Below are 25,977 nucleotides of genomic sequence, written 5' to 3'. Positions count from 1 at the left end.
GTTCCTGTTATATAGTAGGTGCTTTTTCTTTAAACAGCCCATCCATATACTGTTTTAAACTTTGGACATAAAATTTCTGCGTATTCACATTATTTACACCGACAATCGGCGATGGAAGGTCAAATCTTTTTTCTGATAAATGAACGACAACATCAAAGATGTCAAACAAACGAATGAAGCAAAACAGGCCGTCTTTATCGCTAAGTAAAATAAAGTAATGATTTTCACTACTTGTATTTAGCGTATTCCATAAAGAACTTTTGCTTAAATCACGTACAATGCTTTTTTCTTTTAGTTCCACGAAATCTGCATTTGAGAGAATGGTAGAAATATCAATTGCATCTTGATCTTCAAAGTAGCCATCAACTGTTTGTACAGCGAATGTATAAGCCATTTTTAATACACTCATTTTATATTTACGGTTATCTAATAGTAATTCACGTTGAATAGAACTCGCTACTTTCGTTACACGTTCCTCCTTCCAAATTTCATTATGTAAGGAAATATCGTGCTTTTTACATAGTTTCATAATTAATGCATTAGAATAAAGAATCTCGTCGCTTACTTCGACAACATCAGTCTCAGCAGCCGCAAGTTCCTCACCGTGCTCATTCGTATAGAGTGGGGAATCAATTTGTCTTTTCATTTGTTCAATCTTAAATTGACTCAATTTATGCCTAATTAAAGGACGATCAATATCTGTTGTCATTTGTTCATGACAAGTATCACAAATTGAGTTTGTGAAATAATATCCACATAATATTTCTGGAATGACATATTGTTCACTAAGTTCTTTCGTATCTTTTCTGCAAATGATGCATTGTGTCATTTTTATCACCTTTACCTGCAAATTTGTATGTAATCTCATTGTAGTGTATTTATTGGTATTTTGGAATATTGTAAAGGAAAATATTATGTGAAATTCATACTTATTTTGGTACAATGAAGAGAAGTGCTAGTTTAAAGGAGGCCGTTTTTTTGAAATCAAAAGTGCACTTTTGGACATTAGAAGTGCTAATGGTTGTAGGAATCATATTTATTTGCACAAAAATATCATTTTTATTTCAACCGATTGGTATCTTCATATCAACATTGTTTTTCCCAATCTTAATCGCGCTTTTTTTATACTTCATATTTAATCCTGTATTAATCTTTTTGGAGAATAAAAAAGTACCTAGAAATTTAGCGATATTACTGTTATATCTTTTTATCATAACATTAACTGCGGTTGGCGTTGGAGTAGTTGTTCCTACGATTTCACAACAGCTAATGGACTTAGTAAAAAATATGCCAGGCTACATAAAAGAGGGGAAAGTATACATACAAGAATTATCACATCATAGGTTGTTTGAATGGTTATCTACACAAAACTACGTTTCCATTGAAACAATTGAAAAAAATGCGATTGAATACTTAAAAGATATTCCAAATACAATTACGTCGAGTGCAACGGCTTTATTTGGTATTATCACGAACGTTGCATTAGTTGTATTTACAGTACCGTTCATTTTATTTTACATGTTTAAAGATGGACATGCCTTTCCAGGAAAAGCGGTAAGTTTATTACCTGAGTCTTACCGTGAAGAGGGGCTTCGTATCATTAAGGAAACGAACGAAACATTATCTGCATATATTCAAGGGCAAGCGCTCGTTTGTATATTTGTAGGTGCGTTTACTTTTATCGGTTATTTAATTATCGATTTACCGTACGCTTTCGTTTTAGGAATTATTGCAGCATTTACAAACATCATTCCTAACTTAGGGCCATTTATTGGGGCAGCACCAGCTGTTATTGTAGGACTGTTCGTTTCTCCGATGCAAGCCTTATACGTAATTATTATCGTAACAATTGTACAACAGTTTGAAAGTAATATTATTTCACCGCGTATTATGAGCTCGAAATTAAACATTCACCCATTAACAATTATTATCCTAATTTTAGGGGTAGGTAATTTTGCTGGAATCATCGGAATGATTTTAGCAGTACCAGTTTATGCAGTAACAAAAACTGTTGTTTCGAACTTAGTGAGATTGTTTAAGACAAAGAGAAGTAATCGGAAATAGTGAAACCTGAGAAAGATACACCGCTTTTTAAGTGGTGTATCTTTTGTTTATAAATAAATAATTAAAAGTGGGTTGATTTGATTTTATTATATATTTTTTATACATCAAATTCAGTGATAAACTTGTGTGATATAAGCTCTATAAAACTATGTGGAATCCCTCTGAACTATCCAAATCATTTCCTTACAGCGTGCTATCAACATCATAATCGACTCCTTTCAATTCTATATAGTTAAACGATTAAAGGTGAGTGTAGTATTTGCTTCTACGATCTCGAATTTCATCAATAACTTGTTTATATTGTCTTTCTTGTTTTAATTCATTTTGAGATATTGTTTCTTTTTGAATTGTAATCGTTAAAAAGAAAAGGTGAAACTTCATATGTGAATTCCTCCTTTCGAATTGGAATTACAGATGACTACAGTAATGACTTTGTCTTTCTTTTACATGATCTATAGCCTGATTAATTTGTCGTTCATGAAACATTTCAGACTCAGAAAATTTATTTTTTTGAATGGTAATGGTTAAAAAGAATACTTTAAATTTCATTAGATAATTGCCCCTTTATAAGTGATTTAGAAAAAACGAGTGTAATAAGAAATTACAGATGACTACAGTAATGACTTTGTCTTTCTTTTACATGATCCATAGCCTGATTAATTTGTCGCTCATGAAACATTTCAGACTCGGAAAATGTATTTTTTTGAATGATAATGGTTAAAAAGAATACTTTAAATTTCATTGGATAATGACCCCTTTATAAGTGATTTAGAAAAGACGAGTGTAATAAGAAGATTGTCGCTCTTTTACTTCGTCCATAATATTTTGAATGTATTGCTCACGTAAAATCTCTTTCTGTGAAAGTTTACGTTTTTGAATAGTGATAGTTAAAAAGAATGCTTTAAATTTCATTAGATTTATGACCCCTTTATAAGTGATTTAGAAAAGACGAGTGTAATAAGAAGATTGTCGCTCTTTTACTTCGTCCATAATGCTTTGGATGTGTTGCTCACGTAAAATCTCTTTCTGTGAAAGCTTACGTTTTTGAATGGTGATTGTTAAAAAGAATGCTTTAAATTTCATGAATATATTGCCCCTTTAAAATATATTTTTAATACATTTGAGTGTAGTATGAACTTTTAATGTCAGTTATTTTATCAGTCAGTTGTTTTAACTGTTGTTTACGATTGATTTCAGTTTCAGATAAAGTATTTTTTTGAAGCACAGTCGTAAAAAAGAAAATATGAAAAGTCATAAATGAATTCCTCCTTTCGAAAAGGAATTACAGGTGATCACAGTAAAGTGCTTGGCGCTCCTTAACATCATTCATAGCTGTTTCAATTTGCTCATTATGAAGAATTTCCCCTTTGGAAATTGTATTTCTTTGAATCGTAATACTTAAAAACAATACGCTAATAGTCATTGAATGTTGCTCCTTTCTTAGAAAAATAATGTAAGAGACTAAAAAACCGCGCAAAAAAACCACAGGAAGATACAGTTCTCCTATGGCTGGGCGTGAAAAAGCCACAGGAAAGTATACGACCTCCTGTGGCGAATTTATGAATTAAATGAAATAAAGTACGATTTTCAATTCTCCATTAGGGTGGTCGAATTCATATTTAATTGTCCAGAAAACACAGGTGCAGTTAACGCTAAAGTTAATGCATGTAATTGTAATTTCATCATTTCCTTCGACCTCCTTTTAGAATTTTTTTCTTACGTTAGTAAGTATATACAATTAATGGATAATTGTAAACATAAAAAATGAAAATTTTTAATTTTGATTAAAATGCGTATATTTAAAAAGGGATTTGAAAGTAAATATTGTAATTAACGAAATATCGATAAAAATGGGGGATGCTAAATGAAATATATGCATCATAACATAATCGTTATGCTAACAATTTTTTTATTTATTACGGCTTGTTCTAATGGAGAAAGAATAAAAGATATATATGATGTTAGTTCAGATGATTTTAAGAAATATACTGGGACATACGTTGGTAATAATTCAGATGTGGTTGCAATTATTAATCATTTACCCGGTGGTGGAACAGTTCAAAGTATAAGTTTAGAAAATGAAAATATAAAAGTGAACTATGGCGCAAAAGAGAGTGGGGCTCTTACAGAAGAAATGATTGAGACGTATTGGTTTGATGAGAAAGATACGATGAAGAAGAATTTTCTCTTTAACATTATTTATCTTGTAGTTTTAGTGCCAAATGCAAACAGTTACGAGTTTCAGGTAGAGAATATAAAATTTATGATGAAAAGGGAGGAAATCCTATCAATCTTGCATGGAAAATTTGATGATTTTCCAAAAGAAGATGATATATGGGATAAAAAGAAAGTAGTAAAGTTTCTTAACGATAATAATGAAAAAATTAAAATGCTTGTGGAAGATAAAGATTTTCGGAAATCTTTATTTGCTAAATATCCAGTGAGCCAGTTGAAATAATGGAGGGGAGAAGATGGAGTTAGTATACAAAATTTCTTATCATAGAATGCAGGATCATTATTTACCTAAATTAGTACAGGCAATTAGGCTCGTTAGTGAAGAAGATTTGTGGAAAAAAGAGACCTCTGTTAATTCAATTGGTGGAATCGTACTACATATTTGTGAACATTTACAGAGAAATACAAGGCGTTATAAGGATCCAAATATAGTTTTTGAAAATGGAATTGAAGAATATTTTCCAGTGAAACAAATAAGATCTGAAGCTTTGTTAAAAACTGTTGAAGAAATATTTGATGAGTGGGGCAAAGCATATATACAGGTCTGGGAAGAAAAAAGGCATATTGATCTTCAAAGTCTATTACATTTGGTTGAGCATACAAGCTATCATTTAGGGCAAGTAGTAGATCGTACAAAATGTATTGAGGGACAACAGTTTAATTTTTGTCAAAATGGTATAAATGAAAAGAATTTGAGAACAAGAGTTGAAACTTCGAATTTTTAGAAAGAGAGACATTCTTAATTGAATGACTCTCTTTTTTTGTAAAAGAAATTTATGGAAAAAAATAATTCTATGTGATATGGTTAATTACATAAGTAATGAACCTATGAACCTAAGGTGGTGAAAATGTGAAGCCGACTCTAGAACAAAATAAATTAATATACATACAAATTGCAGAAACGATTGAATCTGATATTTTAAAAGACATATTGCTTGAAGAAGAACAAGTTCCATCGACAAATCAATTTGCGAAGATGTTACAAATAAATCCGGCTACCGCAGCTAAAGGGGTGAATGTATTAGTGGATGAGGGGATTTTATATAAAAAGAGAGGGATCGGGATGTTTGTTGCAAAAGGAGCAAAAGAAGTTGTACTAAAAAAAAGACAAAATACTTTTATGACTGAATATTTACCTAAAGTGTGGGAAGAAGCGAAAGTACTAGAAATATCAAAAGATGAATTGATGGATATGATTCAAAAGATTACGAAGGAGGGGAAAGAGGGATGATTGCACTTGAAACGAAAGATGTAACGAAAAAGTATAAAAAGAAAATAGCTGTAAATGAAGTAACGATTTCATTGGAAGAGAATAAAATATATGGTTTGCTTGGAAGGAACGGAGCAGGGAAAACGACTTTATTAAATTTACTAGCAGGACAAATTACTTCAAGTAGTGGAAGTGTATCAATATTTGGTGAAGATGTTTTTGAAAATAGTAAAGCGATGCAAAATATTTGTTTCGTTAGAGTAAAAGAAGAGTCTCATTTAAGTTATAGAGTAAAAGAAATTTTTAAGATATGTAACATGTTTTATAAAAATTGGGATCAGAAGTTTGCTGAAGAACTGGCGGGTAAATTTCAGCTTAATATAACAGAGAAATACCATAAACTATCTCATGGCATGCAAACAGTTGTAGGAATTATTAAAGGGTTAGCAAGCAGAGCGACAATTACTATTTTTGATGAACCAACTACGGGATTAGACGCAGCACATCGTGAGTTATTTTATAGTTTACTACTAGAAGATTACGGGGAGTATCCCAGAACAATTATATTATCAACACATCTGGTAGAAGAAGTAACCCATGTTATTGAAGAAGTAATTATCATAAAAGAAGGTGCACTTGTTGTTCAATCAACAGTGGAAGATTTATTGCAACAAGGTCATATTATTTCAGGGCAAAAAGGTAAAGTGGAGGAGTTCTTGATTAATAAAAAAGTTATAAATAAAGAAATTTATGGGAATAAAGGTATTGCTGTTATATGGGAAGAACTTTCTAATGAAGATTGTTACTCTCTTGAAAAAGAAGGTTTAGTAATTGATAGAATTACATTACAAAAACTATTTATTCACATGACTGGTGGTGAAGTGGAATGACGACGTTAATGAAACAATTGAGGTTACATATAAATTTTCATTATAAAGCAATTTTAATATTTTGGATTGTAGCTTTATTAATAAAAGGAGCTTTATATGCTGCTCATTTAAATGAAGCGAAAGTTGGTTATTTACCCGAAATTATCAATAATCCTTCAATTGCAATTATGATTTTTATAGTAGGGAGTGTTTTCATTGTTCAAGATGATGTATTTCGTTTAGCAGTTTCATTTGGTATAACGAGAATACAATATTTTATCGGAGCGATTTGTTATATCGTGTTGCAATCCGCATTGTTTTCATTCCTTCAAATACTGTTTTTACAAGATATAAAATATAACTTAGTAAATGTTAACTTTGGAGAGCAATTAATACAACAGTTTATTTTACAATTTTTATTTTATGTTACGATAGCATGTTTCTTTCAAGTAGTAGTAATTTTTAAGCAAAGATTTCAATGGATTGGTCTCATGATTGGTGGGTCGCTTTTCCTTTCAACAAATAGTGTGCTGTATGGAGAAGTAGGGATAAAAGGATTGTTATTTACAAATGATGTATCTTTAATAGATATCCCTTATTTTATTGTTATTTCAATTGGATTAACAATTCTTTATATCATAACTAGTAGTATATTTATTCGTAAAGTATCATTTGAACGAACAGTTTAAAATAGTGATAGATTATTCTTTTAGGGAGAAGGAAAATATATGGGAGACACGTCCTCACTAATAACCGTCTTTTTATGCATTGCACTACTAATATTTTGGCGTCGTTATCGCTCCATGCATAAGCCAATAAAGGGATCGGGAAAACGTATTTTATGGCCATTACTATTTTTAACACCAGGTATTGTATGGTTTTTAGGTCCCGTACATCCAGCTATATTACAAGTAATTATAGCGGTATTCATTGGTGTACTTTTTGCTGTACCGCTTATAGTATTAACAAATTATGAACGAAGAGATGATGGGAATATTTATACGAAAAAAAGTGCAGCTTTTTTAATTACTTTTATTGCACTTGTCTTTTTAAGATATGGTTCAAGACAATTTATCATTGATTTAGATCAACAAACGATTGGTTTATTATTTTACGTTGTTGCAGTATCGTATATTTTTCCTTGGAGAATTGCCTGTTATATAAAGTTTAGGAAAGTTTGGCTGGAAAATAATAATCATGCTATATGAAAACTTCTCATTTGAGAAGTTTTTTTATTTTTACAGGTAAGCAAAACAAGTTGTTGAAGGGCAGGCTGTCATAGAATATGATACATATTATAATGAGGAAAAGTTGAGGGGATAAAAATGCGTACAATTTTACTTTTTCTAAACAACATGTTCATTAGCGAAATCGAGGACATTAGGCAAAAACATGATCCTTTATTTGGATTAATTCCACCGCATATTACAATTGTATTCCCATTTGAAAGTTCGATTTCAAATGATGAGCTGAAATTACATATTATAAATGTATCAAAACCGATACAGAATATAGAAATTGAATTTAAGAATCAAATTACAAGTGAAAGAGAATATTTGTTTTTACGAGTTGAAAAGGGGAAAGAACAAATAGAGGAACTACATAATATTCTATATACAGGACCTTTATTACAATTTTTGAAAGAAGACATTCCGTACATCCCGCATGTAACAGTTGGAAGAAAAGAAAGTGTCGCGTTAGCTGCTGAAGTAGTGAAGGAGATTCCTAGTTTTCATGGGAAGTTAAATTGTGTGATTGATAGAATAAGCGTGGAGCGAATTGGAGAGAACGGGGAATCAATTATTGAATTTGAAGTGCCATTTCTAAAAAGCTGACAAAAGTCAGCTTTTTATTTCGTAGCATGAAGTAATGCACCAATTGCACCGCTATTACCACCATCTTGTAAAAAGATTGGTGTTTTATTTTGATATTCGGTGTAGCTACTAATAATATGTTGAAGTTGTACGTTATTACATAAAGTCGAACCAATATAAATAATATGTTCAATGTTTTTTGTTTCAGCGAATTGAAGGCTTAATGCAGTAACGACTTCACCGACAAGTCCTTGTACAGTAGCTAGTATATCGGAGCTACTATTATTTGATTCTGTAATGGCTGCTTTTCCGAAGTTACTAGCAGTTAAGTTATTATCGATAGGGGAAAGAATACCACCATAAATATCTCCAACCGTAATATCTAGTTCTTTTCTAGATCCTACTTTTGTTAGAGGGATTACATCTTCAAAATGATCTATATTTGTTAACAATTTTGAAAGTCCCATAATAGTCCCACCGCCAACTCCGGTTCCACCAGCGCGAATATATTGTTCATTATAAACGTAATGGATAGAAGTACCTGTACCGATATTGGTTAAAATAAAATTGCGTATAGCATGTTTTTCTTCTTTTAATATGTATTGGACACCTGCAAGAGTAGCTTCAAATTCGTTTAGCTCTATTATTTTATATGAACCTGTAAGCAGTTGCTGTAATAGTTTCGATTTACCACCCGTAATACATATTTGTTTTATGCCATTGTTGTTTTTAATCCAATCTATTATTTTATGTTGTTCATGCGAATAAAATTTTTCAAAAGTTAATAGCCTTTTTTCGTTAAAATAAGCTATTTTCGTTAATGTGCCTCCAGCATCGATACCGATAGTGCGTTCCATTTTTCTGCTCCTAACTACGTAATATGTTTTCCTATTTATTTTTAATTGGTTGAGAATAGATATTCCCAACTGATATAAGGAACAATTTAATCTGCTTGATATATTAATAGTTTTTCTATAGTTACAATAGGCTGGTCGTTTACAGTTGCAATACCTTTACCAAGAACAAAACCTCGGCGATTGCGCGTTAGTTCATAATGTAAATCAAGTTTATCACCGGGATATGCTTTTCCTTGGAATTCAACTCCATCTAAAGAGGAGAGGAATCCTAGTCCTTCAGAATCACTTGTATGTACAAATGCACTAAGCTGAGCAAGTGCTTCTACAATTAACATATGAGGCATATGTTTTTGATTATCATTTATAAACCATTCGTTATTTGTAATGAGTTTATATCCTGTAACGGATTCACCTTGTTTTACATTTGTTACTTTATCAGTCATTAAAAATGGATAACGATGGGGAAGAGTGTCTTTAATATGCATATGAAAGTACCTCCAATTAATAATACCCCTGCTAAATTTAAGCAGGGGAGTGGGAACTAATTTTTAACTAATTCATTTACTTTTTCAAGAGTGAAAATGCCGCTATTTCTAATGTTTTCAACAACTTGTTGCAACACTTCTTTATCTTGAACGAGTGCAATACGTACGAAGCCTTCTCCGTGAGGTCCAAATGCATGACCAGGTGTAACAACGACATTCGCACGATCCATTAATGCATAAGCGAAGTCTAGAGAAGTCCATCCTTGTGGAATTTCAGCCCAGACAAACATACTACCAGCTGGCTTATCGACATTCCAGCCAAATGTTCGGAATCCATCGACTAAAGTATCTCTCCGTTCTTGATAAATATCGCGGTTTTTCTCACAAAATACAGCGCCATTTCTTAGTGCTGCAGATGCCGCTTTTTGAATTGGTAAAAATACACCGTAATCGGTATTAGATTTAAATTGAGTAAGTGCACGAACAATTTCTTCGTTTCCAATCATATATCCAATACGGCTACCTGCTAAACTATAACTTTTTGACAAAGAATTGATTTCTACACCAACTTCTTTAGCACCATGTACAGAGAGGAAGCTAATTGGCTTATTACCATCGAAATAAAATTCAGCATAAGCAAAATCATGGACAACGATAATATTATGCTTTTTCGCGAATGCGATTACTTCTTTAAAGAAATCTTCATGAGCCATTGCTGGAACGGGATTCCCTGGGAAGTTTAAAATCATCATCTTCGCTTGATCGGCAATTTCTTCAGGGATGACTCCTAAGTCTGGTAAGAAATCATTCTCTTTCTTTAAAGGCATGTAGTAAGATGTTGCACCAGCCATTTGAATACCTGTTTCATAAGCTGTATATCCTGGATCAGGAACTAATATAATATCACCTGGATTTGCATAAACCATAGGTAAATGAACGAGCCCGTCTTGTGAACCCATTAATAATAAAACTTCTTTATCCGCATTTAATAAAACGTTATGAGTGTTGTTGTAATATTCAGTTACAGCTTCGTGAAATTCTTGAATACCTGATAATGTATACCCGTAGCTCTCTTTCTCACTCGCTGTATGTACCATTGTTTCTCTTACAAAATCAGCGGGCGGCATATCAGGATTTCCGATGCTCAAATCAATCATGTTATGACCTGCTGCAATTTTTTCTTTTTTATAGGCTCCTAATTCACTAAATATAGAAGATTGGAATGCTTTCATTCTAGTTGCTAACGTGTAAGTCATCAAAACCCCTCCTAAAACAGTGCTTTCATTCTGCGTTTTTAATTATTCTGAAAACACATGTTTATATTTTATCATTTTTTTATGAAAATTAAAACGATTGACAAATTTAGAGGAAGGATTAGCCTATTTTGAAAAGTATCGATGTAAATAGCGTAGACGTGTTAATTGAAATGTCTATTATAGGATTCATTTTATATAACTTAAGTTATTTTATAGTTTTTATTAAGTATTTGTGGAAGATTTCTAAAGTGAAATAACGCAGAAAATATTTTCTGCGTTTCCTCTGAAATGTAATCATTTCTTTTTATACGTGCATAATTTTTCAGCTGTCAAAAAGTATACATTTAATGTACCGTCGGCAACTTTTAAAGTTTGCTCTGATGTAAATGAATTACCATAATCAATGTGATATACATTAGAATTTTTGACAAATGAGCCTTTATATAAATCGTCTTTATTCTTTGTGGTTTGCATTTCTACTAAATTTTGCACAATTTCCTCTTTATTTTCTTTTTTGACAACTGTTTCAAATTTATAATATACAGGGCATTCACCATTTTTATTGTCAACGACTTCCCAAGAACCGTATATATCGTTATTGCTGCATCCACTAAGTAGGATGATTAGTATAGGAATTGTAAGTAGAACCTTTTTCATTTTGTGCTCCTTTCTTTTAAATTTGAATAAACGTGCGAATACGATAGGGATATTATAATAAATAAAGTTTAAATTTTTTTAAAGAATTATTTAATTTCATATAAAAATTTAGGAGAAATTAAATAAGCATGAATCTAGTGTAAAGTCAGATTCATGCTAGTACTATAGCCTATGTTATGTCTTTTTTGAGGATATATAAAGAGGAAAGCAGAAGCACTATTCCATTTATTATATATACGCTTGCGATCATAAAGGCTAACGTACCTGCGCCAAATCCTGCTTTATCGAATATAGAAGCAAATGTTGCGATAGTCAAAAAGATAATGGGAGTCAGTAGTAAAAATATGAAACCTGCCACGATTCTTTTTTTAAAACTATGTCCAGATAAGGAAATGGCTAAAAAGTTTAGGATGCTAAACAGAGCAATTGCAAAGAGCAGGACAATAAATACTTGGATGCCATCAGACATTTTACCACTCCTTTTATAAAGAGTACTCTTTATAATCTATTCGAAATAAAAGAGGGCTACTCCTTTAGATAATTTCAATAAACGTAATAAATAGGCGTATTATAAAACAAAGAAGTATGGATTCAATATTATATCCATACTTCTTTGTTTATTTTATAAATTCGCAGATTGCGAATGCTGTTTTTCATAATGTTTCTGCTTAGAAAGGGAAATAGAAATAATCAATAATGAAACGACTCCGAAGATGAGAACCATATATTGTAACCCAATTGTATCTAAGAAGAACCCTGTGCCAAGTAAGACGATTTGGAACATAACCCTCTCAAACATATTACGGAATGAGAAGAGGCGACCGTGATAACTTTTTTCAACTTTCGTTTGGAAAATTGTCGACATAATAGGGAAGAAGCAGCCAACGCTAAACCCAAACAAACCAAATGATGTAAGAGCCATCCATTTTATATCGCTAAAGAACAATGAAAGGTGTGCAAAAGCAGTACAAACTGCGAAGAAATATAGTAATTTTTCAGGTTTGAAATGATCAGATAGACGTTTAATTACGAAGGCACCTAACATAAATGCGACACCTTCAATTGTATATATGAACCCTTTAATCGTAGGATCATGTTGCATTTCGCTAATGTTAATAACCATTAAATTAAACCCAGCTATAAATAATAGAGGGATAATACTTAATATAAGTGCTGTAAAAGCAATAGGAATTCCTTTTAAAATACGAAATACTTCCATAAAGCTATTATCTTTTGCAGCTTGTTTACTTGGTGTTGTTGATTTCTTGTCTTCGAATTGTAGGAAGAAAGTCGAGAGGAATAATAAGGCGTATGCTGCCATTGAGAAGGCATACATGTACTGTAAACTCATCACAACTAAAAGAATTCCACCTAGTGAAGTACCTGCAATACGAGCGATTGTACCAACATTCATATGTACACCATTCATTTGTAATAACTCATGCTCACGTACGATGAGTGGAATTACAGATTGTAATGCAGGGAAATAAAATGCTGCTGAAATTTGAAGAGCAACCATAAATGCAATCATAAATGCGATACTTTCAAATTGAATAGCAAAAAACATGAAAATAACACTTAAAACTCGACCAAACCCAGCGTAAAGAAGAACTTTTTTCTTTTCATACTGATCGATGACACGGCCAGCCATAGGTCCAACTAGAACACCGGCTAATAGTCCGATAAATAATATAACTGATTTCATGAAATCAGAAGGGACATATTTTTGCATAAATTCAAGGTTGCCAAGAATACCAAGCCATAATCCTAGACCTGCAATAAACTCCCCAATTAAAACAATCCAAACGTTTTTATTACGCCACATAACATAAAACCTCTCCGTCTTTTAAAATGAAAAACTCGTATATAAAACCTCCTTATTTATGTAGTATTTTTATACGAACTTTTTTAGAGTCAGAGTCTATATTACGTGTTTCATAATTGGATTTCAATCTTTTTGATTTGTCAAAAATTTGATGCGTTAATTGATGAAATAAGTGAATTAAAACATAAAAAATTTATGATTAAAGCTAATAGAAAGTAAGGGTACATATAAAAAAGCAAGAACGTATAACTACGCCTCGCTTTTCTCAAGTACAAAATTAAATATTAGATTCACTTAGCAACATTTACGCTCTTGTCCAATAGCTAAAGCGCTAAAAGATAGTGGGCCAACAACTTCTGCGCTTGCACCACTAGTAAGGTTTTCTACAGTTAATGAATATTCGTGTGTTCCACTGCTAACGTTTTGATCTATAGCTTGAAATGTTTGTACGTAGAATTGTTCAGAATCTGTAGATTCAATACCTACTTGCGCATTAAAAATTTCAATATTATCACGGAAAATTCGGAATAAAACTTGTGAAGTCTCAGTTATACCTTCTACACCAATTGTAGCGATTAATTCTACTCGATTATTACGTGAATCTCTACTTGAAATTCGCAATTTCAAATTTGCTAAAATTGCTTTATTTGGAGAAGCTGGGATTGCAAAAGTTGTTTCACCAGTTTTACTTATAGGCTGAGTAGCTTGGTAATCAATGATATGAGTCATATTCTTCACCTCCTCATATACTAGAATATGAAAATAGTGAATAATTAGTTTGGACAAATACTAGATTATTTAATAGAGTCAACAATAATTATTGAAAAGAAGAAATTCACATAAAAGCATTAAGAATATATCACAATAAGATGATATTTTTCTTAATGCTTTTTGTAATTAAGCAGAATATTCTTCTTTACGTACTTCAAAAAATTCATTACGTCGTAAGTAATTATAAATTTTCTCTGAAACCTCTTCTTCTTCAGACACTAAGAAACGATGATCAAAAGCGTAGAAAGATTGACCTTTAATTAATTTTACGTAATACATATTAAACGCCTCCTGACACTAGATTATTACTTGCTTCATATTATGATGGCCTATATGTCTGCTAAAAATACTTGGAGTTTCAAAGGGGATAAGTAAAGGGATGAAAGAGCTTACAATTCTGTAAGGTTTATGTCACCTTTTTCGATAGTTTGTATTTACCAGTTTCTTCTATAATGCAAATAGGTTACATAAAATAAGGGGGTAAAAAGATGGATGAAATAATTGGAGAAGTTGTAGCTGGTATTTGTGAATTTGTAGTGGAAGTAACAGCGGATGCTATAGGAAATTTAGTTTCTGGAAATGATGAGGAAAAAGAAACATTATAATAATTTGTAAAAGAATAAAGTTGATCAAATTATAAAGGCTGATTTCTAAAGGGAAATCAGCTTTTTTATTTTTTACATTATATTAATTTAATTTGAATATTCATTTGTTATCATATTTAAGAAGCCTATATAAGGAGGTGAATAAACAAATATGTCGAATTCAGGGCCTGATTTATCTGTTTCTCGTTTGATTGTGGTAAATATAGAGGAAAAAGAATATCATTTTATTGTTCGTGAACATCCGATTGTAGGGAAATTTATATCGCTATTTGAAAATGGGAAAGAATACGGTTTAATAGATAAACAAATCGCTAATAAAGATAAATTTATTACAGCCGAGCTTACTAAGTTAGATTATTTTAATATAGATGTTTTATATCTTACACCTGGGTGGATATGGATTGGTATGGATCAATTTGGTTTACATGCTCGTGAGGCTACTTATAACGAAGTAGATGTTATTATGAAGTTGAAAGAGGATTTATATTATATAGATATATACGAAGAAATAAAAATGTAGTAAATATTTATTCAGGTTAGGGGGGAAGTTCCCATAGTCTTTTTTTTGTTTAATAATAAAGTGGAAAATTATATTATTTTAATGAAAGGTAAATATGATAAGAAGTGAGATGAAAAGAGGATTTGAAAATACATTAAGAGAATTGTAGTAATTATATGAGTCGTATATGTAAATAACAATAGAAAGAAGATGATAATATGAGTAAAGAAGAGCTTGTGAAAAAACAGTTTGGCAGCAATGCAGATAAATATGTAAATAGTAAAATACATGCTAAAGGACTGGATTTACAATATGTAGTTCAACAAGTTGAGTCTCGTCATAATAATCGTCTTCTTGATGTTGCTACTGGTGGCGGGCATGTGGCAAATATGTTAGCACCTATGTTTGAAGAAGTAGTTGCACTTGATTTAACAGAACAGATGTTAGAAAAAGCAAAAGTTTTTATAAAGCAGAATGGTCATGAAAATGTATCTTTTGTAGCAGGAAATGCAGAGAATTTACCATTTGCAGACCATTTTTTTGATACAATTACATGCCGGATTGCAGCCCATCATTTTACGAATCCGGCTCAATTTATTTATGAAGTAAATCGTACGTTGGAGGATAATGGATTATTCATCTTAATAGATAATGTTTCGCCAGAAAATAATGAATATGATACATTTTATAATTTTATAGAAAAGAAGCGGGACCCAAGTCATGAACGAGCTCTAAAAAAGACAGAATGGCTTACTTTATTAGAAAAAAACGGTTTGCAAATGCAGTCATGTCTTACTTTTGATAAGAGGTTTGATTTTGACTGGTGGTGTAATATGATGGATGTCCCTGTACAAAAGCGTGAAAAATTAACAGAATGTATGATGAAAGCACCAAACGAAATGAAGGAATATTTTAATATTCAACTTAAAAATAATAAAGTAGATTCGTTCTATACTGAAATGGCTATGTTTATATGTAAAAAAAGTACAACATTAAAAAGATAAATGTGTTGCAGTCTTTCTGAAGTACGATATACTTAGTACAGAGAAACTGTGAATTGAGGAATAGTTATTATGATTCGTGTACGCATTGAAGGTACTGAGGAAGAAATGCTTGAATTTATGGGGAAAATGCCAGACATTCCTGGATTTGAAAAGACACATATGAGAGAGCCAAGAAAAGGAAATAACCCGAAATACGATTCAAGTAAAAATGTACTAGCATATTTGTCTTATAAAAAGATTGAAGTCGCCAATAAATAGGCGGCTTTTTTAGTTTGCACTGTTTCACCGCCTTGTCTTTTTCACATAATAATAATAGTAGATTATGCTGAAGAGGGGTGAGAATAGTTAATAAGAAAATCATCTTTTTTGGAGACTTTGGTATTGATGACGCCGTAGCGTTAATTTATGCAAATAAAACATGTAAATTAGATATTCTAGGTATTGTTGCAGAGTACGGGAATGTATCACGAGATATCGTTACGGAAAATGTTTATTTTTTAGAAAGGTACTATGCTACACAAGTGAAAATTATTGAAGGTGCGAGTAGGCCGATGACAGCTGAAGAACCTTTGTTTTTCCCTGAAATCCATGGGGATCATGGTTTAGGTCCTATTATTCCACCTGAAATGAGAATTTGTAAACGAGAAAATTTTTGTGAATTAATCAAATTAATCGAACCTTGTCCAGAAGATATTATAATTGTGGCGACAGGAAGACTAACGACGCTTGCTACGTTATTTTTATTGTATCCAAATATAATGGATCGTATTTGTTCGTATTATATAATGGGCGGCGCTTTCCTATTTCCAGGTAATGTTACACCAGTATCTGAAGCGAATTTTTATGGTGATCCAATTGCAGCAAATATTGTTATGAAATATGCGAAAAACGCTACTATATACCCGTTAAATGTAACACAGGGTGCGCTTATTACGCCTGAAATGGCCAATATAATAGATAAACAAGGAACTGGACAGGCGAAACTCATTAAACCAATGATTGATTTTTATTATGAGAATTTTTATAAAAAAGAATATCCAGGTATTGGTGGAAGTCCCATACACGATTTACTACCGTTTGTCTCGTTTATAAACGATAGTATTTTCGAATATAAAAAATCGGCAGTGTGGATTAGTACGACAAATGATGTGACTAGGGGCCAAAGTGTAGCAGACTTTAGAAAAATAGCTGAACCAACAAGGTTTGATGATCGGCCGATTCAAAGAATTGCTGTTGGTTTTAACTATCCTGCTTTTAAAGAAGAGTTTATGCGAACAATATTGAAGCCAGATTGTCCTTAATGTGTGTAATAAAAAGTCGGATAAATCGTTAGTTCGAAAAATAGTTTATCGGTGTGTATTATTCTCAAAAATCTTATAGTTGAGCAGTATGAATAACTTATGAAAAATGTCACATAACTAATGGTAAGCAATTGTTTCTAATTATATTTTGATTGGTTAAATATAAAGGAGGTTATTATATGATTTGGTCTTTAATCGTTGGTGGTTTATTAGGATGGTTTGCAAGCTTAATTACTGGAAGGGATGTACCAGGTGGTGTAATTGGTAATATTATTGCTGGTATTATCGGTTCTTGGGTTGGTTCGAAATTACTTGGTAGTTTTGGTCCAGTCATTGGCGGATATGCAATTATTCCAGCTTTAATCGGTGCGATCATTTTAATTTTCATCGTAAGCTTCTTATTACGAGCAATGCGAAAATGAATGTAAGGACTGTTTACATTTGTAAGCAGTCCTTTTTATATGTTATGCTAGTATTATACAATCAGGAGGTGTCAGCATTGAAAACATTCACAGTAAATTTCCATCAAGAAGATAATGCTAAAGCGACAACAGTACATAAATTAAGTGAAGAGGACTTCAATAAAGCAACTGAAAAAGGTACTCGTCATTTATTTGATTTAGATACAAACGTTGGCTTCTTCGTATTCTTTGATGCAGAAGATGCAGAAGGAAATGATCAATACTTAATGTTACAATATGAAGGAGATCATGAAGAACCAACTGCGTGTTATGGATTTGATTTAAAACTATACTATCAATTTTTAGCACTATACTTAAATGATCTGGAATACCAAGGTGAAACAGATGAGGAAGAGGAAGAATATGGTCCAATTCATCATTTAGCTCACTTACTTTATCATATTGTTGAAGACGGTAAGTCAATCGAAGTGTAATATACATATTTAAAGCTGTCCTTTTGGGCAGCTTTTTTATATGACATTGAAATGGTGTACTTTGAGCTAAATAAAGTGAAGCTTTAATCAGTGGGTGGTTCATCCCCACTGATTATTAGCCCTACCAATCGGGCTTTTACGGGCAGCCCTTACCCCCATCTAACTTCTTTGCTTCGAAGTGGGGATCTTACTGCCCGGCAAATAGCGGGATAAATTAATAATAGAAATTTATTTATTAAGTAGGATTATTTATTACTTTCATGTTAGTATCGTAAAACACCTGTTATAATGATTGTAATTAAATTCATGGAGGCTAATTCTATGCTTGTAGATGTAAAAGCTTTTATTAAAGCTGCAGGTTTAACATGTATTTCATCATTAAGTGGAGATAATACATTTGCTTATAATTTTGAAACTGTAAAAAGCACTATCGCTACATTTTTTAAGAAACTAAGATTTACCGTTTAATTTCATTTCAACCAGTAGGAAAAGAGTAATCACTTCCTACTGGTTTTTTTCTGTTTCAAGGAGCTGTTGTGACGGCATATTTTCAGCTATAGATAGAGGATATTATCATTGAGAAGAGAAGGTTTAAATAAGGAGATGAATACAGTGATTAACAATATAATTCCAAGTTTTTTGAAATTATGGGAAAGTGACGATTTAGAATTAGAACTCCTTAATCGCTACTTTACTTCGCATTCAGAGATATTTGAAGAATACTTTAAGTATCATTGTCCTAAAACGAAAGAACGTCTTTCTAATGCCATTAAACAATATCCCGCAAAAATAGAAGATATTCATATTATTGCAGAATCATTACCAATCATTATTCAAGAGGTAACAAATGAATATCGTAATAAATATAACTTTGATGTAAATATGAAATTCCATGTATTCGTTGGAGGATTTGGTTCAAATGCATTTGTAGAAAGGGAAATCATTGGAGACATATTTTTTGCGGCAGAAAAATTATCTCCAGATTTGAATCATCTTCGTGTTATTGCTGCTCACGAAATAGGTCATATATATCATAATGTTATGCTACAAAATACTGGAATGGATTGGACTAGGGCTGAATGGACCGATGCGTCGGTAAGTTTGTATCGTGAAGGTGTTGCAACTTATTTATCAAAAAAAATCGTTAAAGATTTAAATGAGTCTGTTTACTACTCATATAATAGTGACGGTGATCTATGGCTACAATATTATAAAGAAAATGAAGAGAAAATAAAGAAACGTTTTTTACAAGATTATGTTGAAGGATGGACAGATGAAAAAGAGAAAGAATGGTTCCGTTTATCAGGAGGTAGTTACTTCGGATATAACAGACTTGGTTACTTTTTAGGAACAGCTTTTGTAACATATTTTGTACAAGCCTTTGGAGAGAATGAAGCACTGACTTTTTGGAACAAACATAATTTGAAAAGTAGTGTAATGGGTTGGTTATCGAAATGAATAAGATGCAATAGGGGGGGAAAATGATGAAAGGGTATTTGAAAATAGTTATGTTGTTTTTGGCTATAGCATGTATGTTTACGCTAGCAGCATGTAATGGGACAGACGAAAAAAAGGAAACAAATCCAACCTTGGAAAATAATAAAAATGAGCAAAGCAATTCTTCAGAAGAACAGAAAAATCCTGAAGCAAAACCAAGTAATGAAAAAACAACAAAACCATCACCTGAGCCAGATTCGAAAAATAGAACACTTAATCAAAAATCAATTAACCACGTTAAAGATTTGTTTGAACTAGCAAAAGAAGGAAAGGTACCTAATGTGCCATTTGGAGCCCATACAGGGGATATTGAAGAAATTGAAAAAGCGTGGGGGCAAGCAAATAAAACCGAATATACAGGGAATGGTATGTACGCAACTTTTACAAATAAAAATGTTGTTTTCGGATTTAATAAAGGGTCACAAGTTTTTGATGTACGCTCATATCATGCAGAACTAAAATTGATTACATTACAAGAAATTGAAAAAGCATTGGGAAAACCATCTTCAGTTAAAGAGAATGGTGAAGATAAAATATATGTATACAAAGTAAATAACCAGTATGAGCTGAAATTTGTCATTCCAAAATCGAATGGTAAGGTAGATCATATTTCTGTATTTTCACCAGAGGATAGTATTAATAAAATGGCAGGATAAGAAATTAAGTGATTTCAAAAACACCTCACTTTATTGAAGTGAGGTGTTTTTAGTTGTAAATAAGGAACGTCTCCTGCCATATAAAACATACTTTCATATGCGAAATACTTCACTTTTGTTTTTTAATATTCATCCAATAAGAAATATTGATCTACTGAAAAAGTAGTAACCTATAAATTATGTGTAGGCTGGTTCATAATTTTTTTACGTTCTAAATTTTGAACAAACAGTGCTTGAACAATACCTCCAATTAATAAGAAACTAGCACAAATATAAAACAGCATACTTCCATTTAATTTACTTAATAAAACTGCACCAATAACAGGTCCACACGTTCGAGATATATCCCAGTGTATACCGTAAATTGAAAAATATAAACCACGTTTATCATGAGGTGCAATTTCTGAAACGAATCGCAATAAATGGTTTAGAGCAATACTTTCTCCAATGACTAAAAAGAGTAAGGTGAAGAATAACGACAATATCGTCGTTGAATAACTAAAGCCAACTGCAGCTATCGTATAGCAGGCGTAAGAAATAAGGATGATTTTCGCCATAGAAAATCGTTCAGACCATTTTACGAGGAAGATTTGTAGAATGATTTCCAAAATGGCTTTGCATGTTGAAATAAATGCGAGTATGAATACGAGATTAGGAAATACATGTTCTGCAAAAATACGATAATTCGTCTCAGTTTGTGCATAAAAAAAGCTAATAGGAAGTGTAGAAAACATAAGACCGAATATGGCGTAATGTTTAAAAACAAATTGCTTTGGTGAACTTGCCTCAATTGTTTGTTTCGTCTTACTTATAGTCGGAACGGTTTCTGGGAGCTGGGTCCAAACAACAACGGCATATATCGTAAGGGTTACACTTTGCACGATAAATAAATATTCTGGGTGAGTATTATAAAAACTTGCACCGATTAAAGGGCCGATCACGGATCCAACTGCTCCCATCGTTTGTAGGAGAGCAAAAATTTCTGCTTGCTGCTCTTTTTTTGTTAAATCAGCAATTTGTGCACGTTGAGCCGGAATATATAAGGAACGGCCAATGCCATTAATGACATATAACAGTGCAAATATAAAAACGGATTGAGCGAAAACGAAACTACCGATTGCAACACTTTGTAGCAATAAGCCGAGTAACATAATCTTTTTCCGGCCATATTTATCAGTAATTCCTCCAGCAATAAGTGTAAATAAAATGTCTGAAAGTGGCTGTAATCCGAAAATCAGCATAGTTATTATTACATTGCCGTTTAACATTTTATTAACGTAAATAATCATAATGATAGCTAGCATAGATTCAGTCGTTCGGGTTAATAATTCACCACACAGTCTAATAAAAATAGGTTTATTGTAACGAAGTAAGAGATAATTCAATATTAATTCCTCCTTTCTATATTGAAATGATAAGATGAAAGAAGAATTGGAAAAAGGGTAGAAACAATAGGGAGTATTTTTCACCTTTTAGGGGGATTATGATGTTTATTTTAGATCAATATATTGAACTATGGATTGCTTATGGAAAAGGGAAAAAAGAGGGAGAACGATTGGAAGTAACAGTGCAAAATATATCTGAAACATTATTTTGTACAGAGCGTAATAGTAAATTAATTATAAAAAAATTAGATGAGTTAAATTGGATCAAGTGGTTTCCAGGTCGCGGCAGGGGAAATCGTTCCAAGTTAATATTTCAAAAGCACCCGATGTCTTTAATTTTAGATAGAGGAAAAGAAATAACGAAAAAAGGGGATGTGAAAAGCGGAAGCATATTTGTGGAACGCTATAGCTCACATTTTCCGTCAGTAAAGGGAGAATATCACTGCTGGGTAGATTCAATATTTGGTCATAAGATTGAAATGACATCTGAAGGGAGAAGAGATGTACTCCGGTTGCAAGTACAAATGAATTTAGATATCACATTAGATCCTGTATACGCTACAATGCGTTCAGAATGTCATATGGTAAAACATATATTCGACACACTCGTGTATGTAGACGGTAATACAAACATTATAGAGCCAAGACTTGCATTTCACTGGGAATATAATGACGCTGAAAAAATATGGACGTTTTATTTACGAAAAGGAGTTCACTTTCATAATGGAAAACAACTTACTGCACATGATGTTATATACTCATTGAATCGATTTATGAATCTGGAAAATAATGCACATGCATGGATGTTACAACACGTTGAAAGTATCCGTTCAGTGGATGACTACGTTGTCGAAATTCAATTACAAACGGAAAATAAAATGTTTTTACATATGATAAGTGCAGAACAGTGTTCTATCGTGAGTGAAGATGAAGCAGGAGAGCTAATTGGAACAGGGTCTTTTCAATTATATAAAAGTAATGAAAATCTGTTCATTTTAGAAGGTCATCCTTTATATTTTCGTGAAAGACCTTTTTTAGATCGTGTTGAGTTGTGGAATGTAGAACAAGGTGTAAGTACATACGATATTTTAGTAAAGGCGCAGTATAAAGATAAAGAAAAACATAATAAAGAATTGTCTCGGCTTGAGTCGAACGTGACATATATAACATGTAATCTTACGAAAGAAGGACCAATGCAAGATGAGTTATTTCGGAAAGCGTTATATAAAATCATTCATGGTTATACAATCGTTCAAGAACTCGGCGGAGAACGTGGAGAAGTGGCAAAGAAACTAATATTAGCAGGTGAAAGCATTGTAGAGATTGAGGAAGATGTAGAAAGTTTAATTAAAAGGAGTACTTATCATAATGAAGTGCTACAGCTCTACACATTTACAGGACGAGATCATGTTGAAGATGCACAATGGATACAAAAAGAGTGTGCGAAGTACGGGATTCGTGTAGAAAATAATTTTCTTGATATAGAAGAGCTATTGGAAGTAAGTACGATACAAAAGGCTGATATGATGCATGATAGTGCCACAATAAGCGAACGAATAGAAGATAGTCTATTATATATGTTTCTTACAAAAAATAGTTTTATTCATGGACAAAGCAACATTGACTTTTATGAAAAGTTGTCTATTTATTTTAAACAAGAAGAATTAGAGAAAAGAGTTACATTGTTACGCGATATTGAGGATACTTTGTTACGTCAAATTCATATTATTCCTTTGTATCGTAATAAACAAGAGGTAAGTACACATGAAAAAGTCCAAAATATAATGATTAATTCACAAGGTTGGATTGATTTTTATAATATTTGGTTTAAATCTTGATATATAAGGGCTTTTGCGCATTTTCATAAGATGTGTAAGAGTCTTTTTTGTATGTAGGAATAGGTTTGTTTTACACATTGTTACGCTACTTGTGATAAAAGTCTATTTACAGCGTAACAGTGTTATGTTACATTGTTATCAGGAAGGAGTGTTATACAGTTGAGTACAGATTTGATTTCAAAAAAAGATTTATTAGAACTAACTGGCATTTCATACGGACAGTTATATAGGTGGAAAAGAAAAAATTTAATACCGGAAGATTGGTTTGTACGAAAGTCAACATTCACGGGTCAAGAGACATTTTTTCCGAAAGAAAAGATATTAGAGCGTATTGATAAAATCCAAACGATGAAAGAGGATTTATCACTTGATGAACTAGCGAATATGTTTTCACCGAGTGTGAGAGAAATTCTTTTAACAAAGGAAGACATTTTACGTAAGGGGATTGCATCAGAACCAGTTTTACAATTTTTCATAGAACAAACGAATAAAACAGCAGAGTTTCAATTTGTAGATATTCTTTATGTGTACATGTTAGAAGAATTATTACAATCGGGAGATATTAGTTTAGAAGAAGGAAAAATGGTCTTGCAAGTTTTACGTGAAAATTATGAAGCAATTAAACATAAAAATTGTGATTTAATCATTGTACGAAAGTTAGGGATTTCTACATGTTTATTAGTTTCAAACGTGGAAGATTTAATTTTTGAAAAAGGCACTAAAATCGTTTTACGCGAAGCGATTATGAAATATACCGAAGCATTAAAAACGAAATTGTTGTAGTGGAGGAGAAAGTATGCGTACAGATAATTTGATTATAAATGGTTACGGTTCATCGAATGGTGGCGAGTTTCATAAAGTGCAACTAAACGGAAAAGGTACTGTGAATGGAAATGTTGAATGTGACCAATTTGAATGTAACGGTTACGGTGCCGTTACTGGAAATTTGAAAAGTAGCAATGCAAGAATTAGTGGATCAGGTAAAATCGACGGTACAGTTCATGCTGAAACGATGCGAATTGATGGAAAAGCAACAATTACGCAAGATGTGAAGGCAAACAGTTTGAAAATTGCAGGAAAAGGTACGGTAGGTGGAAATGTCACTGGTGAAGAATTTAAAGTCAATGGTCAAGCGACAATTGATGGTAATTGTGAAGTGGATACGTTTTCTTCAGAAGGACAATTTACAATTGGTGGATTACTAAGCGCTGATGAAATAAATATTAATATTCACGGTACATGTCGAGCGAAAGAAATTGGTGGTCAAACGATTAAAGTAAAACATAGACTAAGTACTTTTAGTAGGCTGTTTAAATCAGTATTTGGTATGCAATTAGAGGCTGAACTATTAGAAGGTGACAATATCGATATTGATTATGCTCACATAAGAACGGTAAGAGGAAATAATGTTACGGTAGGACCGAACTGTGAGATTGAACTGATCGAATATACGGGTGTTCTTACTGTTGATAAAAGCGCAAATGTAAAAGAAATGAAGCAGATTTAATGGAAGGGAGAAAATGATATGGAACATCAACATAGTCTTACTGTTAATGGTTCTGGTAGTTCAGCAGGCGGAGATTATAATAAAGTGAAGATTCGCGGTGAAGGAACGATTTCTAATGACATGAGCTGTAATGAATTTAAAACGTACGGCACGAGTGAAGTGTGCGGTAATATGAAAGTGAAAAGTTATGTCGTGTATGGAGATAGTGAAGTACAAGGAAATGTAGATGCGGAATATGTAAAAGTATACGGAAATACACAAATGCATAGTGATGCTCATATTGAAAAAATAAAAGTACGAGGTATGATAGAAGTTAAGGGGAAATTAACTGGTGATTTCGTAGATGTGAAAGGCGCTTTAAATGTAAAAGGAGATATTGAAGTTGAAGAACTGTCACTAACTGGTGGCCTTGAAAGTGATGGATTACTTAATGCTGAAAATATTGAAATTTCACTTCGTTATGAAGGTAGCAAAGTAAGAGAAATTGGCGGTAAGAAGATTACCGTTCGTAAAAAAGCGAGATTTATTCCATTTACAAATCATGCTGGAAGCCTCCAAACGTCTATCATTGAAGGAGATGAGATTTATTTAGAGCATACGATTGCTGAAGTAGTAAGGGGAAATAATGTTACAATTGGTCCCGGATGTGAAATTAGTGTTGTAGAATATCATACTAGTTTTAATCAAAAAGGTAATGCAGTCGTAAAGGAACATAAACAAATATAAGTAGTACGAGGGAGAGCAAGG

38 protein-coding genes are annotated in these 25,977 nt (G+C 32.3%); 21 read left to right on the top strand and 17 right to left on the bottom strand.

Annotated features, from left to right (window positions below):
- Nucleotides 1-7: 7 nt before the first annotated feature.
- Nucleotides 8-829 carry an HNH endonuclease gene (locus tag AC1Q8M_RS10800; protein ID WP_000189684.1) on the bottom strand — a complete coding sequence of 274 codons (822 nt, stop codon included), beginning with the start codon at nucleotides 827-829 and terminating at the stop codon, nucleotides 8-10.
- Nucleotides 830-978: 149 nt separating this feature from the next.
- Between AC1Q8M_RS10800 and AC1Q8M_RS10795 the strand changes: the two genes are divergently transcribed.
- On the top strand, nucleotides 979-2,064 hold the full coding sequence (locus AC1Q8M_RS10795; RefSeq protein WP_000837892.1) for an AI-2E family transporter: 1,086 nt from the start codon (nucleotides 979-981) through the stop codon (nucleotides 2,062-2,064).
- A 240-nt stretch (nucleotides 2,065-2,304) separates the two neighbouring features.
- Here the strand turns inward: AC1Q8M_RS10795 and AC1Q8M_RS10790 are convergent, their stop codons facing one another.
- Genes AC1Q8M_RS10790 through AC1Q8M_RS10760 form a run of 7 tightly spaced genes read right to left on the bottom strand, consistent with a single transcriptional unit; the run spans nucleotide 2,305 to nucleotide 3,487 of the window.
- Entirely contained in the window at nucleotides 2,305-2,445 is a 141-nt protein-coding gene (locus AC1Q8M_RS10790) for a YrzI family small protein (protein ID WP_000668497.1), read from the bottom strand.
- 27 nt (nucleotides 2,446-2,472) lie between these two features.
- Nucleotides 2,473-2,613 (bottom strand): YrzI family small protein, encoded by a 141-nt coding sequence (locus AC1Q8M_RS10785; protein WP_000669802.1) that lies wholly within the window; start codon nucleotides 2,611-2,613, stop codon nucleotides 2,473-2,475.
- A gap of 52 nt (nucleotides 2,614-2,665) precedes the next feature.
- Nucleotides 2,666-2,806 carry a YrzI family small protein gene (locus AC1Q8M_RS10780; RefSeq protein WP_000669797.1) on the bottom strand — a complete coding sequence of 47 codons (141 nt, stop codon included), beginning with the start codon at nucleotides 2,804-2,806 and terminating at the stop codon, nucleotides 2,666-2,668.
- Nucleotides 2,807-2,832: 26 nt separating this feature from the next.
- A complete protein-coding gene (locus AC1Q8M_RS10775) occupies nucleotides 2,833-2,976 on the bottom strand; it encodes a YrzI family small protein (protein ID WP_000668968.1) in 144 nt (47 codons plus the stop codon).
- Between the two features lie 27 nt (nucleotides 2,977-3,003).
- Nucleotides 3,004-3,147, bottom strand: coding sequence for a YrzI family small protein (locus AC1Q8M_RS10770; RefSeq protein ID WP_000668965.1), 144 nt, complete (start codon nucleotides 3,145-3,147; stop codon nucleotides 3,004-3,006).
- 28 nt (nucleotides 3,148-3,175) lie between these two features.
- Nucleotides 3,176-3,319 carry a YrzI family small protein gene (locus tag AC1Q8M_RS10765; protein WP_000142729.1) on the bottom strand — a complete coding sequence of 48 codons (144 nt, stop codon included), beginning with the start codon at nucleotides 3,317-3,319 and terminating at the stop codon, nucleotides 3,176-3,178.
- A gap of 27 nt (nucleotides 3,320-3,346) precedes the next feature.
- Entirely contained in the window at nucleotides 3,347-3,487 is a 141-nt protein-coding gene (locus AC1Q8M_RS10760; RefSeq protein ID WP_098400321.1) for a YrzI family small protein, read from the bottom strand.
- A 441-nt stretch (nucleotides 3,488-3,928) separates the two neighbouring features.
- Between AC1Q8M_RS10760 and AC1Q8M_RS10755 the strand changes: the two genes are divergently transcribed.
- The 7 genes from AC1Q8M_RS10755 to AC1Q8M_RS10725 all read left to right on the top strand — a co-directional run bounded on the left by AC1Q8M_RS10755 (nucleotide 3,929) and on the right by AC1Q8M_RS10725 (nucleotide 8,213).
- On the top strand, nucleotides 3,929-4,522 hold the full coding sequence (locus tag AC1Q8M_RS10755) for a DUF4825 domain-containing protein (protein WP_086409237.1): 594 nt from the start codon (nucleotides 3,929-3,931) through the stop codon (nucleotides 4,520-4,522).
- 13 nt (nucleotides 4,523-4,535) lie between these two features.
- Complete coding sequence (locus AC1Q8M_RS10750; protein WP_000424636.1) at nucleotides 4,536-5,024, top strand: DinB family protein; 489 nt, start codon at nucleotides 4,536-4,538, stop codon at nucleotides 5,022-5,024.
- Nucleotides 5,025-5,149: 125 nt separating this feature from the next.
- Entirely contained in the window at nucleotides 5,150-5,530 is a 381-nt protein-coding gene (locus AC1Q8M_RS10745) for a GntR family transcriptional regulator (RefSeq protein WP_000805185.1), read from the top strand.
- Nucleotides 5,527-6,399, top strand: coding sequence for an ABC transporter ATP-binding protein (locus AC1Q8M_RS10740; protein ID WP_098033219.1), 873 nt, complete (start codon nucleotides 5,527-5,529; stop codon nucleotides 6,397-6,399). Before AC1Q8M_RS10745 ends, AC1Q8M_RS10740 begins: the two co-directional genes overlap by 4 nt.
- Nucleotides 6,396-7,067: a DUF4052 domain-containing protein gene (locus AC1Q8M_RS10735; protein ID WP_000209601.1), complete on the top strand. Its 672-nt coding sequence runs from the start codon at nucleotides 6,396-6,398 to the stop codon at nucleotides 7,065-7,067. Before AC1Q8M_RS10740 ends, AC1Q8M_RS10735 begins: the two co-directional genes overlap by 4 nt.
- A 39-nt stretch (nucleotides 7,068-7,106) precedes the next feature.
- Nucleotides 7,107-7,586, top strand: a complete 480-nt coding sequence (locus AC1Q8M_RS10730) for a CcdC family protein (RefSeq protein ID WP_098361029.1) — start codon at nucleotides 7,107-7,109, stop codon at nucleotides 7,584-7,586.
- A gap of 117 nt (nucleotides 7,587-7,703) precedes the next feature.
- Nucleotides 7,704-8,213 carry a 2'-5' RNA ligase family protein gene (locus AC1Q8M_RS10725; RefSeq protein ID WP_001259198.1) on the top strand — a complete coding sequence of 170 codons (510 nt, stop codon included), beginning with the start codon at nucleotides 7,704-7,706 and terminating at the stop codon, nucleotides 8,211-8,213.
- Nucleotides 8,214-8,227: 14 nt separating this feature from the next.
- On the opposite strand, the gene coaW is transcribed toward AC1Q8M_RS10725, so the two are convergent.
- The 8 genes from coaW to AC1Q8M_RS10685 form a co-directional block, all read right to left on the bottom strand.
- The gene (coaW, locus tag AC1Q8M_RS10720; RefSeq protein WP_000442499.1) at nucleotides 8,228-9,049 is read right to left on the bottom strand and encodes a type II pantothenate kinase; all 822 of its coding nucleotides are present in this window, start codon (nucleotides 9,047-9,049) and stop codon (nucleotides 8,228-8,230) included.
- 86 nt (nucleotides 9,050-9,135) lie between these two features.
- Entirely contained in the window at nucleotides 9,136-9,534 is a 399-nt protein-coding gene (locus AC1Q8M_RS10715; RefSeq protein ID WP_000547673.1) for a 3-hydroxyacyl-ACP dehydratase FabZ family protein, read from the bottom strand.
- Nucleotides 9,535-9,590: 56 nt separating this feature from the next.
- A complete protein-coding gene (locus tag AC1Q8M_RS10710; protein WP_000222704.1) occupies nucleotides 9,591-10,790 on the bottom strand; it encodes an LL-diaminopimelate aminotransferase in 1,200 nt (399 codons plus the stop codon).
- Nucleotides 10,791-11,084: 294 nt separating this feature from the next.
- Complete coding sequence (locus AC1Q8M_RS10705) at nucleotides 11,085-11,447, bottom strand: hypothetical protein (protein WP_000757024.1); 363 nt, start codon at nucleotides 11,445-11,447, stop codon at nucleotides 11,085-11,087.
- Between the two features lie 169 nt (nucleotides 11,448-11,616).
- Entirely contained in the window at nucleotides 11,617-11,916 is a 300-nt protein-coding gene (locus AC1Q8M_RS10700) for a hypothetical protein (RefSeq protein ID WP_001279472.1), read from the bottom strand.
- Between the two features lie 153 nt (nucleotides 11,917-12,069).
- Entirely contained in the window at nucleotides 12,070-13,272 is a 1,203-nt protein-coding gene (locus AC1Q8M_RS10695) for an MFS transporter (RefSeq protein WP_000269261.1), read from the bottom strand.
- Between the two features lie 294 nt (nucleotides 13,273-13,566).
- The gene (gene exsC, locus AC1Q8M_RS10690; protein WP_000148797.1) at nucleotides 13,567-14,001 is read right to left on the bottom strand and encodes an exosporium protein ExsC; all 435 of its coding nucleotides are present in this window, start codon (nucleotides 13,999-14,001) and stop codon (nucleotides 13,567-13,569) included.
- Between the two features lie 168 nt (nucleotides 14,002-14,169).
- A complete protein-coding gene (locus tag AC1Q8M_RS10685) occupies nucleotides 14,170-14,322 on the bottom strand; it encodes a YqbF domain-containing protein (protein WP_000291905.1) in 153 nt (50 codons plus the stop codon).
- Between the two features lie 477 nt (nucleotides 14,323-14,799).
- Here AC1Q8M_RS10685 and AC1Q8M_RS10680 point away from each other — a divergent pair, with 477 nt between their 5' ends.
- The 9 genes from AC1Q8M_RS10680 (at nucleotide 14,800) to AC1Q8M_RS10640 (ending at nucleotide 20,500) form a co-directional block, all read left to right on the top strand.
- On the top strand, nucleotides 14,800-15,168 hold the full coding sequence (locus tag AC1Q8M_RS10680; RefSeq protein WP_000071476.1) for a hypothetical protein: 369 nt from the start codon (nucleotides 14,800-14,802) through the stop codon (nucleotides 15,166-15,168).
- Nucleotides 15,169-15,365: 197 nt separating this feature from the next.
- The gene (locus AC1Q8M_RS10675) at nucleotides 15,366-16,151 is read left to right on the top strand and encodes a class I SAM-dependent methyltransferase (RefSeq protein ID WP_098855439.1); all 786 of its coding nucleotides are present in this window, start codon (nucleotides 15,366-15,368) and stop codon (nucleotides 16,149-16,151) included.
- 69 nt (nucleotides 16,152-16,220) lie between these two features.
- A complete protein-coding gene (locus tag AC1Q8M_RS10670; protein ID WP_000621885.1) occupies nucleotides 16,221-16,409 on the top strand; it encodes a DUF3970 family protein in 189 nt (62 codons plus the stop codon).
- Between the two features lie 77 nt (nucleotides 16,410-16,486).
- Nucleotides 16,487-17,452: a nucleoside hydrolase gene (locus AC1Q8M_RS10665; protein WP_001223685.1), complete on the top strand. Its 966-nt coding sequence runs from the start codon at nucleotides 16,487-16,489 to the stop codon at nucleotides 17,450-17,452.
- 179 nt (nucleotides 17,453-17,631) lie between these two features.
- On the top strand, nucleotides 17,632-17,874 hold the full coding sequence (locus tag AC1Q8M_RS10660; RefSeq protein ID WP_025118015.1) for a GlsB/YeaQ/YmgE family stress response membrane protein: 243 nt from the start codon (nucleotides 17,632-17,634) through the stop codon (nucleotides 17,872-17,874).
- Nucleotides 17,875-17,951: 77 nt separating this feature from the next.
- Complete coding sequence (locus AC1Q8M_RS10655; RefSeq protein WP_025118014.1) at nucleotides 17,952-18,347, top strand: hypothetical protein; 396 nt, start codon at nucleotides 17,952-17,954, stop codon at nucleotides 18,345-18,347.
- 321 nt (nucleotides 18,348-18,668) lie between these two features.
- On the top strand, nucleotides 18,669-18,815 hold the full coding sequence (locus AC1Q8M_RS10650) for a hypothetical protein (RefSeq protein WP_000959551.1): 147 nt from the start codon (nucleotides 18,669-18,671) through the stop codon (nucleotides 18,813-18,815).
- Between the two features lie 135 nt (nucleotides 18,816-18,950).
- Nucleotides 18,951-19,805, top strand: coding sequence for an aminopeptidase (locus AC1Q8M_RS10645; RefSeq protein ID WP_029948217.1), 855 nt, complete (start codon nucleotides 18,951-18,953; stop codon nucleotides 19,803-19,805).
- Nucleotides 19,806-19,828: 23 nt separating this feature from the next.
- On the top strand, nucleotides 19,829-20,500 hold the full coding sequence (locus AC1Q8M_RS10640) for a YjgB family protein (protein WP_141532433.1): 672 nt from the start codon (nucleotides 19,829-19,831) through the stop codon (nucleotides 20,498-20,500).
- A gap of 170 nt (nucleotides 20,501-20,670) precedes the next feature.
- Here AC1Q8M_RS10640 and AC1Q8M_RS10635 read toward each other — a convergent pair whose 3' ends face one another.
- The gene (locus tag AC1Q8M_RS10635; RefSeq protein WP_001108450.1) at nucleotides 20,671-21,885 is read right to left on the bottom strand and encodes an MDR family MFS transporter; all 1,215 of its coding nucleotides are present in this window, start codon (nucleotides 21,883-21,885) and stop codon (nucleotides 20,671-20,673) included.
- Between the two features lie 101 nt (nucleotides 21,886-21,986).
- Here AC1Q8M_RS10635 and AC1Q8M_RS10630 point away from each other — a divergent pair, with 101 nt between their 5' ends.
- The 4 genes from AC1Q8M_RS10630 to AC1Q8M_RS10615 all read left to right on the top strand — a co-directional run bounded on the left by AC1Q8M_RS10630 (nucleotide 21,987) and on the right by AC1Q8M_RS10615 (nucleotide 25,956).
- Complete coding sequence (locus AC1Q8M_RS10630) at nucleotides 21,987-23,723, top strand: ABC transporter substrate-binding protein (protein WP_061660912.1); 1,737 nt, start codon at nucleotides 21,987-21,989, stop codon at nucleotides 23,721-23,723.
- A 159-nt stretch (nucleotides 23,724-23,882) separates the two neighbouring features.
- The gene (locus AC1Q8M_RS10625) at nucleotides 23,883-24,506 is read left to right on the top strand and encodes a YhbD family protein (protein ID WP_000102245.1); all 624 of its coding nucleotides are present in this window, start codon (nucleotides 23,883-23,885) and stop codon (nucleotides 24,504-24,506) included.
- A gap of 13 nt (nucleotides 24,507-24,519) precedes the next feature.
- Nucleotides 24,520-25,230 carry a bactofilin family protein gene (locus tag AC1Q8M_RS10620; protein ID WP_001258371.1) on the top strand — a complete coding sequence of 237 codons (711 nt, stop codon included), beginning with the start codon at nucleotides 24,520-24,522 and terminating at the stop codon, nucleotides 25,228-25,230.
- Nucleotides 25,231-25,248: 18 nt separating this feature from the next.
- Nucleotides 25,249-25,956, top strand: a complete 708-nt coding sequence (locus AC1Q8M_RS10615; protein WP_000401031.1) for a polymer-forming cytoskeletal protein — start codon at nucleotides 25,249-25,251, stop codon at nucleotides 25,954-25,956.
- The last annotated feature ends 21 nt before the right edge of the window (nucleotides 25,957-25,977 follow it).

This window comes from Bacillus sp. GW823-FHT06A10 (assembly GCF_058795375.1).
The sequence above is the reverse complement of the archived record's forward strand: the minus strand, read 5'-3'. Positions and strand labels throughout refer to the sequence as shown.